The 14,008-nt window shown below is 60.4% G+C and carries 9 protein-coding genes; all 9 read right to left on the bottom strand.

The annotated features are described in order from the left end of the window. Positions 1-11: 11 nt before the first annotated feature. A complete protein-coding gene (gene leuC, locus V7714_RS05775; RefSeq protein ID WP_335708863.1) occupies positions 12-1,418 on the bottom strand; it encodes a 3-isopropylmalate dehydratase large subunit in 1,407 nt (468 codons plus the stop codon). Positions 1,419-1,589: 171 nt separating this feature from the next. After that, positions 1,590-2,162: a CDP-diacylglycerol--glycerol-3-phosphate 3-phosphatidyltransferase gene (pgsA, locus tag V7714_RS05770; RefSeq protein ID WP_335708862.1), complete on the bottom strand. Its 573-nt coding sequence runs from the start codon at positions 2,160-2,162 to the stop codon at positions 1,590-1,592. Positions 2,163-2,199: 37 nt separating this feature from the next. Beyond that, on the bottom strand, positions 2,200-4,008 hold the full coding sequence (gene uvrC / locus V7714_RS05765; protein WP_335708861.1) for an excinuclease ABC subunit UvrC: 1,809 nt from the start codon (positions 4,006-4,008) through the stop codon (positions 2,200-2,202). Between the two features lie 26 nt (positions 4,009-4,034). After that, complete coding sequence (gene ftsB, locus V7714_RS05760; RefSeq protein ID WP_335708860.1) at positions 4,035-4,484, bottom strand: cell division protein FtsB; 450 nt, start codon at positions 4,482-4,484, stop codon at positions 4,035-4,037. A 100-nt stretch (positions 4,485-4,584) separates the two neighbouring features. Next, entirely contained in the window at positions 4,585-5,880 is a 1,296-nt protein-coding gene (gene eno / locus V7714_RS05755) for a phosphopyruvate hydratase (protein WP_335708859.1), read from the bottom strand. Between the two features lie 158 nt (positions 5,881-6,038). Then, positions 6,039-6,890 carry a 3-deoxy-8-phosphooctulonate synthase gene (gene kdsA, locus V7714_RS05750; RefSeq protein ID WP_335708858.1) on the bottom strand — a complete coding sequence of 284 codons (852 nt, stop codon included), beginning with the start codon at positions 6,888-6,890 and terminating at the stop codon, positions 6,039-6,041. Positions 6,891-6,972: 82 nt separating this feature from the next. Beyond that, positions 6,973-8,625: a CTP synthase gene (locus V7714_RS05745; RefSeq protein WP_335708857.1), complete on the bottom strand. Its 1,653-nt coding sequence runs from the start codon at positions 8,623-8,625 to the stop codon at positions 6,973-6,975. A gap of 109 nt (positions 8,626-8,734) precedes the next feature. Continuing rightward, the gene (locus tag V7714_RS05740) at positions 8,735-13,489 is read right to left on the bottom strand and encodes a glycosyltransferase (protein WP_335708856.1); all 4,755 of its coding nucleotides are present in this window, start codon (positions 13,487-13,489) and stop codon (positions 8,735-8,737) included. Further along, the gene (locus V7714_RS05735) at positions 13,482-14,006 is read right to left on the bottom strand and encodes a hypothetical protein (protein ID WP_335708855.1); all 525 of its coding nucleotides are present in this window, start codon (positions 14,004-14,006) and stop codon (positions 13,482-13,484) included. The genes V7714_RS05740 and V7714_RS05735 overlap by 8 nt, the downstream gene beginning before the upstream one ends. Between the last annotated feature and the right edge of the window lie 2 nt (positions 14,007-14,008).

The raw sequence follows: 14,008 nt of genomic DNA, 5'->3' as shown, positions 1-14,008 counted from the left end.
GTCCGCTACGGTCAGGCAAAAGTTCTGACGTCGACAAAATGACCCGCAATTGCCGCGGCTGCCGCCATTTCGGGGCTGACCAGATGCGTGCGCCCACCCTGCCCCTGCCTACCCTCGAAATTACGGTTGGAGGTCGAGGCGCAGCGCTCACCCGGCTCCAGCCTGTCGGCATTCATGGCCAAGCACATCGAGCAACCGGGCTCGCGCCATTCAAAACCTGCCTCGACAAAGACTTTATCCAGGCCCTCGGCCTCTGCCTGCGCCTTGACCAGGCCCGAGCCCGGCACGACCAGCACGGCTTTCACATTGGCCGCCTTCTTGTGGCCGCGCGCAACCGCCGCAGCGGCTCGCAAATCCTCGATCCGGCTATTGGTGCAGGAGCCGATAAACACCTTGTCGACCGGAATCTCGCTGATCGGTGTATTGGCCTGCAAGCCCATATAAGCCAGCGCCCGCTCCATGCCGCTCTTGCGGGTAGGATCAGTCTCGTTGGCGGGGTCAGGTACACGGTCTGCCACCGTCACCACCATCTCAGGCGACGTACCCCAAGTAACCTGCGGTGCAATGCTGCCCGCATCGAGTTCGACCACCGCGTCAAAGCTGGCCCCCTCGTCCGACACCAGCGTACGCCAGTGCGCCACAGCCTGATCCCACACCTCACCCTTGGGCGAGAACGGACGACCCTGCAAATAGTCGATGGTGATCTGGTCCACGGCCACCATGCCAGCCCTGGCACCGGCCTCAATGGCCATATTGCAGAGCGTCATGCGACCTTCCATGCTCAGGGCGCGGATAGCAGCACCGCCAAATTCGATGGCATAGCCTGTGCCGCCGGCTGTGCCGATACGGCCTATCACTGCCAGGGCAATATCCTTGGCGGTGACGCCACGGCCCAACTGGCCGTCCACGCGCACCAGCATGGCCTTGGATTTCTTGGCGGTCAGCGTCTGGGTTGCCATGACATGCTCGACCTCGGACGTGCCGATGCCGTGCGCCAGACAGCCGAATGCGCCATGGGTGGAAGTGTGCGAGTCGCCGCAAACCACAGTCATGCCCGGTAGCGTGGCACCATTTTCCGGTCCCACCACATGGACTATGCCCTGGCGTTGATCCTTGAACGGAAAATATGCGAGCGCGCCGACCTCCCGGATATTGGCGTCCAGCGTCTCAACCTGCTGGCGCGAGATGGGATCCTTGATGCCCTCGTCCCAGTGATCTGTCGGCGTATTGTGATCCGCTGTGGCGACGATGGAAGAGATACGCCACGGTTTACGGCCAGCCAACTTAAGGCCTTCGAATGCCTGGGGGCTGGTGACTTCGTGAACCAGGTGGCGATCAATGTAGAGCAGCACGGTGCCATCGGCTTCCTCGTGCACTACATGGCTATGCCACAGCTTGTCGTATAGGGTTTGCGCCATAGTCTTTACAACCGGGTTGCGTCGGGGGATGTCGAACTTATCACGCAGCAGCGCGCACCGGCAACCGGGGGCGGGGAATATGCAAATGACGAAGCAAGCCGGTCATCCAGGCATCAAACCCGGCAGGTGGAGCAAAAGCTCCATTTGACGCGGTTTGAGCGATGCCAGGGGTCAGGATTTACCGCTGAGCTGAGGCCAGGCCATGCGCAGGTAGTAACCCATGGACCACAGTGTCAGCAAGGCGGCAATCACCAGGCAGACAGTGCCCAGCTGTTGGGTCGGAATGCCGGGTATGAAGTTCTCGTGCAGCAGCAACACGGTGATGGCCACCATCTGTGCCGCTGTTTTGAACTTGCCGACCAAGGAAACTGCCACGCTCTTGCTGGAGCCCAGCTGGGCCATCCACTCCCGTAATGCCGAGATGGTGATTTCCCGGCCGATGATGATGGCCGCCAGCCAGGCCTCGGCGCGATCCAGCTGCACCAGCAATATCAGCGCAGCCGCCACCATCAGCTTGTCGGCCACCGGGTCCAGAAAGGCGCCAAAAGCGGACAGCTGGTTCCATTTGCGCGCCAGATAGCCATCAAACCAGTCGGTAATACCGGCCAGCATGAACAAGGCGGCCCCGCAAAGGTTCTTACCTAGAGGGGAAAGCCAGGCGTCGGGTAGGTAATACACGCCGAGTATGAGCGGGATCATCAGTATCCGCGCCCAGGTGAGCAGATTGGGAAGATTGAGGGGCATGAAGCCAGCTAAGCCGATGGAAGTAGTGGTTGTAATGTCAGTGTAGTGCTTGGTAGATTTTTTCAGCGAGTGCGCGATTGATGCCTTCAACCTGGCACAGCTCGTCCACACTGGCAGCTTTGACGCCCTGCAGCCCGCCAAAGCGCGTCAGCAGCTTCTGGCGGCGCTTGGCGCCTATGCCGTCTATCTCCTCCAGACTGGATGATACCCTTGCCTTGCCTCTGCGGGCACGATGACCTGTAATGGCGAAGCGGTGTGCCTCGTCGCGTATGGTCTGTATCAGGTGTAAGGCGGCGGAATCACGGGGTAGATGCAGCACCTGGCCAGTCGACGGAATGACCAGCTGCTCCAGGCCAGGCTTGCGCGTTTCGCCTTTGGCCACACCCACCAGCAAGGCATCCTGCAGCCCCACCTCCTCGATCACCTCCACCGCGACCGATATCTGCCCCTTGCCACCGTCTATCAATATCACATCGGGGGCCACCCCTTCGCCAGCAGCAATCTTCTCATACCGGCGGGTCAGTACCTGGCGCATGGCGGCGTAATCATCACCGGGCGTGATGCCGTTGATGTTGTAGTGACGGTACTCCTTGGGCTGCATACCCAGCTTGTCATACACCACGCAGGATGCCACCGTTGCCTCACCCATGGTGTGGCTGATGTCAAAGCACTCAATACGCTGTGCGCTGTCCGGCAGGTTCAGCGCCTCCTGCAGGGCCTGTATACGGCCCAGTTGGGTGGATTCAAGCGACAAGCGCTGGCTGATGGCCAACCTGGCATTCTTGAGTGCCATCTCCAGCCACACCCGGCGCTCCGCGATGGGATTGGTCACCAGCGCGATCTTGCGGCCGGCCTGGGCGGCAAGCAGCTCGGCCAGTGTGCCGAACTCATCCGTGCCGTTACAGACGATGACGGGTGGGATGCTACGGTCCAGATAATGCTGTGCCAGAAACGCTTCCAGCGCGCCTTGCACCTCATAGTCCTCGCCATGGCTGGGGAACAGTGACTTGTCACCGACATGGCGGCCGCCGCGCACCATAACCAGGTTTACACAGACCATGCCCTCCTCGGCCGCGCACGCCACAATATCCACATCCGTCTCGCTGGCATTGCTGGAGACGAACTGCTTTTCCTGCACCTTGGCCAAGCTCTGTATCTGGTCGCGGTAGGCAGCAGCAGACTCAAACTGCCAAGCCGCTGCGGCATCGCGCATCTTCTCGTCCAGGGCGTTGAGCAGATCGTGCGTCTTACCCTGCAGAAACTGCGCCGCGTGGCTGAGATCGCGCTTGTAGTCCTCGGCGGATATCTCGCCAGTACAGGGACCGCTGCAGCGCTTGATCTGAAACAACAGGCAGGGTCGGGCACGGTGCTCGAACACGCTGTCTTCGCAGGTGCGCAGCTTGAATACCTTCTGCAGCAACTGGATGCTTTCGCGCACCGCGTAACCGCTGGGAAAGGGCCCGAAATACTGATTCTGCTTATCCAGCGCACCACGGTAGTAGGCCAGGCGCGGATAGGCGTGCCCGGTCAATACCAGATAGGGGTAGCTCTTGTCGTCGCGGAACAGAATGTTGTAGCGCGGCGCCAGCGCCTTGATCAGATTGTTTTCCAGTATCAGCGCCTCCCCTTCCGAGCGAACCACCGTGGTCTGTATATCAGCCACCTGGGTCAGCATCAGCTTGATGCGGGGGGATTGATCGTTTTTCTGGAAATAGCTCGATACCCGCCGCTTGAGGTCTATGGCCTTGCCGACATAAAGCACATCGCCCTTGGCCGACAGAAAGCGATACACGCCCGGCAAGCCTGGCAGCGAGGAAAGAATGGGCTTGGGGTCGAATGCCGACATGGCCGCCGTATTAGCGCAGAATGCGGTTATTGCGGGCTGGCGGGAACAGGCGCCGAAGCCGGCGCCACTGCCGTAGGGGCCGGCGCAGGTGCGGGCGTGCTGGCCTGGGGGGCTGCCTCCGGGTCATCCTCGGGTGGCGCTGCCGCCGGTTCGGCAGGCGGGGTAACCGGTGGCTGCACTGGCGTGGTTGCTATGGGCAGCGGCTTGCTGTCCAGTATCTGGAAGAACACCTCATCCTGACGCACCATGCCCAGCTCATTGCGCGCACGCTCCTCTATGGCGTCCGTGCCTGTCTTCAGGTCACGCACTTCCGCATTCATGGCATCGTTGCGCGACTGCAGCTTGGTGTTCTGCTGCTTCTGCTCGGCCAACTGGGTTTCTATCTGCCAAACCTTCAACCATGAGCCCTTGCCTATCCAGAGTGGCCACTGGAGCAGGACAATACAGGTAGCAAGGATCACGGCAAGAATACGCATGGGCGCGATTGTAAGGTGGGATGGGCCGATGCAGCAAAACAAAACAGGGATGCATCTGCATCCCTGTTCAGTATTACCGCGTCAAAGCCAAGCGGAATGCTTACTTCTTGATCTGGTAAAACGCTGCACGGCCTGGGTAGTAGGCAGCATCACCGAGTTCCTCTTCGATGCGCAGCAACTGGTTGTACTTGGCCATGCGATCCGAGCGGCTGAGCGAGCCGGTCTTGATCTGCATGCAGTTGGTGGCAACCGCCAGGTCCGCAATGGTGCTGTCTTCGGTTTCACCCGAGCGATGCGACATCACCGAGGTATAGCGATGGCGCTTGGCCAGGTCTACAGCCTGCAGGGTTTCTGTCAGCGAGCCGATCTGGTTGACCTTGATCAGGATGGAATTGCAGATGCCACGCTCTATGCCCTGGGCCAGTATCTTGGCATTGGTCACGAACAGATCATCGCCCACTAGTTGTACCCGGTCACCCAGGCGGTCTGTCAGCAGCTTCCAGCCGTCCCAGTCGCGCTCGCCCATGCCGTCTTCAATCGACAGGATGGGGTAGTTGTTGACCAGGCTTTCCAGGTAATCAACCATCTGGGACGAGCTCAACTCGCGCTTGTCGCTCTTCTTGAAGACATACTTGCCCGTGGCCTTGTCGTAAAATTCCGATGCGGCGCAGTCCAGTGCAATACAGATATCCTTGCCGAATACATAGCCAGCCTTTTCAACGGCGGCACGTATCATGTCCAGCGCCTCCTCGGCATTGGCCACATCGGGGGCAAAACCGCCCTCATCACCTACCTGCGTAGGCAGATGCTTGTCGTGCAGTATCTTCTTGAGGGTATGGAACACCTCGGCGCCATAACGCATGGCTTCACGGAATGTCGGTGCGCCCACCGGGACTATCATCAACTCCTGGAAATCCAGGCTGTTGTTGGCGTGCTCGCCGCCGTTGATGACGTTCATCATGGGCACAGGCAGTGCCATGGGGCCAGAACCGCCAACATAGCGGTACAAGGGCAGGCCGGCTTCTTCGGCTGCCGCCTTGGCCACTGCCATCGAAACGGCCAGGATGGCGTTGGCGCCCAGGCGCCCCTTGTCCTCGGTGCCATCCAGCTCCAGCATGGTGCGGTCGATAAAGGCCTGCTCTGACGCATCCAGGCCGATGATGGCTTCGCAGATCTCGGTGTTGATATGCTCAACAGCCTTCAGTACGCCCTTGCCCAGATAGCGGCTCTTGTCGCCGTCACGCAGCTCAAGCGCTTCACGCTCGCCGGTAGAGGCGCCGCTCGGCACGGCAGCACGGCCCATGACGCCGCTTTCCAGCAGCACATCAGCTTCAACAGTCGGATTACCGCGCGAGTCGAGGATTTCGCGGGCGATGACTTCTACGATTGCACTCATCGGTGTTTCCTTGATGCGATTTGGGGAATTCGATTCAGGTGATCTTGGCCGAACAAGCCGTCTGTAATCAAGCCATACCGGCTTACGATTCTGTAAGCCGGCACAGTTGGCAACACAGCATGCACCCCGACCACCTGTGTGGTGGGAAGCTACCCGACCTACAAGGTGTTCTCGTGCAGCGGCTGGCGCTTGACCAGACCATCCAGTTCCTTGAGCACCGCCAGCAACTCCTTCATGCGTGGCAGCGGCCAGGCATTGGGGCCGTCAGACATGGCGCAAGCCGGGTTGGGGTGGGTTTCCATGAACAGGCCCGAAATACCGACAGCCACCGCCGCACGCGCCAGTACCGGCACGAACTCACGCTGGCCACCTGATTTGTCGCCCTGCCCGCCAGGCAACTGTACCGAGTGGGTGGCATCGAACACCACCGGGCACCCGGTATCACGCATGATGGCCAAGCTGCGCATGTCCGAGACCAAGTTGTTGTAGCCAAAGCTGACACCACGCTCGCATGCCATGAAATTGTCCTCGGGCAGGCCGGCGTCACGTGCAGCTTCACGGGCCTTGTCCATGACATTCTTCATGTCGCCCGGTGCCAGAAACTGGCCCTTCTTGATGTTCACCGGTTTGCCGCTCTGCGCGCAGGCACGGATAAAATCAGTCTGGCGGCAGAGAAACGCAGGCGTCTGCAAGACATCCACTACATCCGCGACAGGCTGGATCTGGTCGATCTCATGGATGTCGGTCAGCACAGGCACGCCTATCTGCTCGCGCACCTTGGCCAGAATACGCAGGCCTTCATCCATGCCGGTGCCACGGAAGGACTTGCCGCTGGAGCGATTGGCCTTGTCGAAGCTGGACTTATAGATAAAGGGGATGCCCAGTTCGCTGGTGATTTCCTTGAGCGTGCCTGCCGTATCCAGGGAGAACTGCTCCCCCTCGATCACGCAGGGGCCCGCTATCAGAAAGAAAGGCTTGTCCAGTCCGATTTCGAAGCCGCAAAGTTGCATGGACTACTCCGGTAGGGGTGAGGCGTGAGGCGCGGCGCGGGATAGTGTCCCACCCACCACACCCCACCCCTCACGGGGTTGATCAGCAGCTCAGGCCTTCACGGCCATGCTCACGGGCGTAAGCGATTGCTGCCTCCACATAAGCCTTGAACATGGGATGACCATCTCGTGGCGTCGAGGTGAATTCCGGGTGGAACTGGCAACCAAAGAACCAACGATGACCGGGTAGCTCTATGGTCTCGCACAGGTGGTTGGGGTCAGTGGAACGACCACTGACCTTCAACCCTGCGGCCTCGAGGCGCGGCAGGTAGTGGTTGTTCACTTCATAGCGATGGCGATGGCGCTCGACGATGCGGACTGCGCCATAGACGGTTGCGGCAAGCGAGCCGGCTTCCAGATCGCATTCCTGGCTGCCCAGGCGCATGGTGCCGCCCATATTGGAATTCTCGTCACGAACTTCCACCTTGCCATCGTGGTTGACCCACTCGTCTATCAGCGCCACCACCGGGAACGGCGTTTCCAGCGTGAATTCGGTGGAGTTGGCATCAGGCATGTCCGCCTTGTGGCGGGCATACTCGATCAGCGCCAGCTGCATGCCCAGGCAGATGCCCAGATAAGGCACGTTGTTCTCACGGGCATACTGCACTGCACGTATCTTGCCCTCCACGCCACGCTTGCCAAAGCCGCCAGGCACCAGGATCGCATCCATGTTCTTGATCTGATCCAGATTGCCGCCCTCAAGCTCTTCCGAGTCCACATAGTGGATCTTCACTTCGCTCTCGGTATGGATGCCGGCGTGCTTAAGTGCCTCGATCAGCGACTTATAGCTCTCGGTCAGGTCCACATACTTGCCGACCATGGCGATGTTGACGGTCTGCTTGGGATTATCGATCGCATTGACGATACGATCCCACAAGGCCAGGTCGGCTTTGGGCAGATCCAGCTGCAACTGCTTGGCGATGATGTCGTCTATGCCCTGCTCGCTCAGTACGCGCGGAATCTTGTAGATGCTGTCCATGTCCGGGCAGGACACCACGGCCTTCTCGGACACATTGGTGAACAAGGCGATCTTGCGTTTTTCTTCTTCCGGCACCATGCGGTCTGCACGGCAGATCAGCACATCCGGCTGTATGCCGATCTCACGCAGCTCCTTGACGCTATGCTGGGTTGGCTTGGTCTTGATCTCGCCAGCAGCCGCTATATAGGGCACGTAGGAGAGATGGACGAAACAGGTGTTCTCACGCCCCAGGATAACGCCCATCTGACGGATGGCTTCCAGGAACGGCAGGGATTCGATATCGCCCACCGTACCACCAACTTCGATCACGGCCAGCTCAGCATCGCCTGCACCTTGATCAATGAACAGGCGGATTTCATCGGTGATGTGTGGGATGACCTGAACAGTTTTGCCCAGATAGTCGCCACGGCGCTCACGCTTGATCACCGACTCATAAATCTGGCCGGTGGTGAAGTTGTTGGACTTCTTCATCTTGGCGTGGATGAAGCGCTCGTAGTGGCCGAGATCAAGGTCGGTCTCGGCACCGTCTTCGGTAACGAAGACTTCACCGTGCTGCATGGGGGACATGGTGCCCGGATCCACGTTGATATAGGGATCGAGCTTCATCATCGTGACCTTCAGGCCACGTGATTCGAGGATAGCCGCAAGCGACGCGGCGGCGATGCCTTTCCCCAGAGAGGAGACAACGCCGCCGGTAACGAAGATGAACTTGGTCATGGCTGAAAACGCACAGTGGTAATTCCGTATTCTACTCCGATCGCCCCCTCCCCCTCAATCCGGATGAACGTAATTCCTTGGTTTTACCGATAATTAATTGCGCCAAGGCTCAGCGCGTCCAGGCGGCCACCCATTCATCCAGATGATCCTCCAGCATCCATTCATCCAGTATGTGCTGGCGCAGGGCATCGCCGCGTCGTGCCAACTCGTCCATATCAGACAAATGCTCGCGTATGGCCTTGATCCAGTCCGCATGGCGGTTCTTCAGCCGGGTTACCGGGAACCCGCCCTGGTAGGGCACGATATCGGTGCAAATGACCGGCCAACCGAGAATGCCGTATTCCAGCAAACGTAGATTGGACTTGGCCTCATTGAAGGGATTCATCTCCAGCGGCGCCAGCGCCAGATCTAGGTTCAGGCTGGCCAGCTTGGCCGGATAGTGCTCAAACGGCACCCCCCCATGCACCTCGGCCACAAAGGGACGGACGGCATCAGGGCACAGGCCAAAGAATATCCAGTCCACCTCGCTGGCCAGCTCCTTTACCACCGAGACTATCAACTCCAGATCCCCCGTATGCCCTACCCCGCCAGCCCACCCCACCCTGGGCTTGCGACCCTGTCGACGCAATGAGGTCAGATTGCCCCACACGGGCGCCTCCAGCCGATTCTTCACCACCCGGATGTCGTCGCACATATCGCGATACGCCTCCTGCAGCGGCTCGGTTGATACCACAAAGCGGTCTGCCAGGCGCACCCCTCGCCCGAACCGGGCGGCAATGTCCTTGGGGATTTGCGCCTTGTGCACGCTCTTGGTCGGCACATGGGTAATCAGATCGTCGATCTCATAAATCAACAATGGCCGCGCAAACTTGCTGTAGGTCTCCAGGATGGAGAGCTGCTCATCGGATGTCTGGCGCTGGAACACCAGGCCATCCAGCTCGATGCGCTCCAGGTCAGTCACGCTGAAATGCTGCTGATGTATGCGACCCCATAGCTTGCCGTGGCGGGTAGCCGTACGGGCCGGCATGATCAGCCGATAGTTGCCGCAACCCATGCGATCTGCCGGCAACACCACCACTCGCTTGAGTGGCCGCCAGGGCAAGGTATCCCACACCAAATTGACGCTGGGGTGCATATGGAACGGCTCCACCTCCAGCAGCAGGTTGGAGTTGTAATTCGGGTCGCGTGCCAGCTGCGGTAACCAGTCCCGGTACAGGGCCTCCTGCTCGGCGTTTTTTTGTTCCGCGCCCGCCGCGAACACGGCTGCCGCATTGCCGTCGCAAATCAGATTGACAAACGGTGTCCACAAAGACTGCAGGCCCTGCTGCGCCAGGCGCAGACACAGCTCCAACTCGGCGTCCTGGCTGTATTGTGCGGTGTTGAAGCCCCCCACCGCATAAAACACACTGCGCCGTATCGCAATGCAGCCGCCCCGCAATGCGGAAACATTCTGCGGCAGGTGGGCACGGCCCATGTAGCCGGCAAAATCCAGCGCAACCTGGGTATAGGCCGGCTCGGCCGGGCCGTTATAGCCCAGCACCCTGGCTGTTTCCCTGACCTTGCCCTGGCTGTCAAACAGACGCGGCGCCACCGCACCTATCTCCTGCCGCAACGCAAGGCCAGTCAGCTGGCTCAACCAATCGGCATCCAGCACGGCGATATCTGGCTGCAGCATGACTAGGATCTCGCCCTGGCTGGCATCCGCCAAAGCGTGATACAGCACCGGCAACGACTGCAGGTCCGGCGAGGTAAAGACCTTGAGCCGCGGATCGTCCAGCGCATCCAGTTCATTCAGCCAAGCCACCATGGCCGGATCTTGCGATCCATTATCCAGTATCAGCAGCTCATAGTTGGCATGGCTGGTCTGGCTGACCAGTGACTCCACCGCTCGCTGCACCTTGTCAAATTGGTCGCGTACCGGCAATAGCAAAGACACCAGTACGTCCGCCGGGGCGGCGTAGTCCAGCCTGAAACTACCGGGGAAGTAGCCAGGGCGTATGCTGGCGGGCAACTGGCAACGGTCTATATGCTGCTGCAGGGCTTCCCGCGCACGCGCTATCAAGACCTCGGAGTCCGCCCGGACATGGCCGCCGTCCTCTGCCCGGTGATATAGCACGTCAGCCAGGTGGCCTATGGCCGGCGCGCCCAAACGCTCGAATGCTCGCAACACCAGGTCAGATTCCTCCACACCCGCCAGCGAGGCATTGAAACCGCCCAGTTCCTTGTATGCCTGGGCCCGCACCAGCAACAGCCCCCCGATATAGGGCTGGGCTCGCAGCAAGTCCAGATTGATATCCGGCTTGAACTGCGGATGGCTGTAGTGACCTTCCACGCCCAGGCGGTCCTCGTCTGTGTAGAGCACCTGCCAGGCAGCATGGCGATGGCTGGCCTCCATGGCAAACAGCAAGGCGTGGGCTGCCAGCTCGTCGCCTGCGTCCAGCGTACATATCCAATCAGCCGTAGAAGCAGATGCCGCCATATTGCAGGCTGCCACCGGCTCGCCGCTGATACGCCCCCAGCGGAAGCGCTCGCCCAACGGCAGGCCCCCTGGCGCGTCGCGGTCCGACAGTACGGTGATGATCACGTTGTAATACAGCTGGGCAGACAGCGACTGTATGCTGCGTACCAAGCGCTTTTCGCAGTCGCCCAGGGCATAGAGGAAAATCTCCACGCAGGGATGAGATGGCCAACTGGCCATATGCGACTCGAACAGCTTGGCCTCGATATCGCTGAGCGCATGGCGCTTTAACCAAAGCTCGTACCCATCTTCTTCCGTGCTGGCCGTCGTGCGGCGGTAGTCGACCAGATCGCGGTCCGATGCGCTAGGCGCAGCAATCACCATCAAGGTCTTGGCCGTCAGCTCACGCCGCTCCTGCGGTGTGGCATTGCTGAGGCTGAAGCGCCCCAACCCCACATCACGTGCCTCGGTATCGGTCTCGGCCTTGCTGGCCTCATCCTGCAAGCGCGCATCAGCCTGATAGGCCACCGTTGCCAGACACAAATCCATGCTGTGCAGCAGTCTCGCCAGCTCCTTGCGGGTCCAGGGCCGTGGTGCGGCCAGTTGGTCTGGTTCATCCACCGGCCATCGGCCTTCAGCCAGCTCTGCCAACAGCAGCACGTTGCGTGCATTGGGCACGCTCAGATGCAATCGAGCCTTGGGTGTCAGCAAGGGACGCAATTGCTTGAGCCAGCCCCAGGGGTTGAGCAGGCGGGCAAATTGGTCGCCAAACAACAGCAAATCAACCGTGCCCGCTTGCAAGGGCAGATCACCAGGCACACCCTCATGCCAAGAGCCGAAAGGCTCGTGATTCAAGGCCCAGGCGGCACGCCCCAGGCTGTCCAGCCGTATGGTCAGCACCTGCCCTGCGCGCTGCGCTTCCGCGCAGACATCCCTACCGCGCCAGTCGCCGCCAACAAACTCAATGGCTGTTGCAACCACCTGGGCATCGGCCGCCCATTGCTGTCTTAGTGCGTCACGCGACTGTAGGCTGGCCGGGCTATGCTGCTCGAATTGTCGTTGCCAGGGCTGTTGCAGCAAATCTCGGGCATCCGTCACCGGCTCCGCCTGCGTAACGCGCCAAAGCCGTCCCATCAGCTCGGCCACCCGCTGGGTGGCCTGGCCATCGGCAGCCGCATTCAAGCGGGGTGCAAAGGCCGCCATAGCGGCCAGCTTCCCGCTGCGCCAGCCCGGCTGATCCAGCAATCGGCTAATGTTGTCTGCCAGCTCCGCTGGCGGGCTGACCACCACACCTGCCTCTGCCGGCAGGCCCGGCCCATAGAGCGCAGCCGAGTCGGTCAGCAGGTTGATGGCAGGCACCCCTGCCATGATGGCTTCCACCAGCAGGCCGGAGTTCACCGCCACCACCAGGTCTGCCGCAAGCAATGCCTGTACCGGCTCGGCATTGCTATAGGTCCAGTGCTGGTGATCCACGCCGTGGCGGGCCGCAATATCGGCCAGCGCATCAGCGCTGTGGCTGCCGGTAGCTGGCCTATCCTTGATAACGCAGTGATAACGTCCACGTATCTGTTTGATTGCCCTGAAAAATGCCGACACGCTCCAGGCGTACAGGTCTTGCCGCATGCTGGCCGAATGCGGGGCCGACCAAGTTGTGGCAAACAGGACGATAGGCTTGTCACTGACCGCAATACCCAGGGATTCGCAGAGTAGGCGCCGATGCTCGGCACGCTGTCCGCGCTCGGCATGCAGGCGGTCAAACTGTGGCAAGCCGGTTTCAATCAGGCGATCCGGAGCGTAGCCACCGCATTCGTAATCTTCACGGGCAATCGGACCAGAGATGGCCATCCAGTCGGCGTTCTGCTGCTGGTGCATGCCAAAAGGGAAGAAGGTAGACGGGTTGTGCTCCAGATGCAGACTGGGCACGCCCCGCGCCTTGGCCCACAGCACGGCCGTCTTGGTCATGGCCATGTAGTCCTCGTTGACCACCAGCAAGCCAACCGGGTACTGCGCCGCCACTGCATCCAGCTCACGCACCAATTGCTGCAGCCAGGCCAGCATGGCATCGCTGGCCTGGGCTTCCAGCGCGGCTGCGATGCCAGGTTGATGCAGATAAGCCGCGTGCCCGGCCTCAAAAGCCGCCCATTGCCGAGCCTGCTCCGGCCCAAAGGCCTCATCGCGCATGCGCCGACCGGCCAGTATGCCTGCGTGGGGAATCTCCTCGGCCAGGATATGAATGGCGGCACCATGCTTGTTGAGCACCTCGCGCAACTGCAAGGTGGCGAACTGCGCCACCGTGACGATTACATGGGGTTCACGCCCAGCCAGATAATGGTCGAGCACGGCGGCATTTTTGTCCCACACCAGCCAGATCAGGGCAGCACGGCCTGCTTGCTTGGGCTCAGTCATGCGCGGTTTCCTTGAAGGCGCGATAGTGCTCCTTGAGCAGATCGGGCAAGAGGTAGTAATCATAGGCAGGTGCCAGATTCACCCCCCGATAGGTCAACGCCTGGCCCAAGCCAGCTTGCTGGTGCCAGTCCAGCGTGGACTTCAGTGCCAGTTGGTCCAATACCTGCTGCCTACGCCAACGCAACAGATCATGCCGGGGGATGTCGCCCAACCAGCTGATATCGGGCAGTTCCGCATCGCTGCGCGGGTTGGCGCTGCAGCCATCAGCCCAGCACAGAAAAAGAAAATAGCGGTTACGGAAATGGCCCAGGTGGTTGTCCAACCGCTTCTGCCAGTCACGCGGCGGTTCCTGAACCAGCCAGCTTTCCAGGTCGTCGAGAAAGGAAGCAAAATGGGCGTCCTCGCTACGCCATGACAGCCAGCGCAACCAGAGCGGACGCCAGCGGCCGGGCGTATCAGCCAATTGGGCAAAGCCCTGCGTACCAGGCGGCAGCCACTGCCGTATCGCGAATTCCATAT

Source organism: Chitinimonas sp. JJ19 (genome assembly GCF_036961565.1).
Lineage (GTDB): Bacteria > Pseudomonadota > Gammaproteobacteria > Burkholderiales > Chitinimonadaceae > Chitinimonas.
The sequence above is the reverse complement of the archived record's forward strand: the minus strand, read 5'-3'. Positions and strand labels throughout refer to the sequence as shown.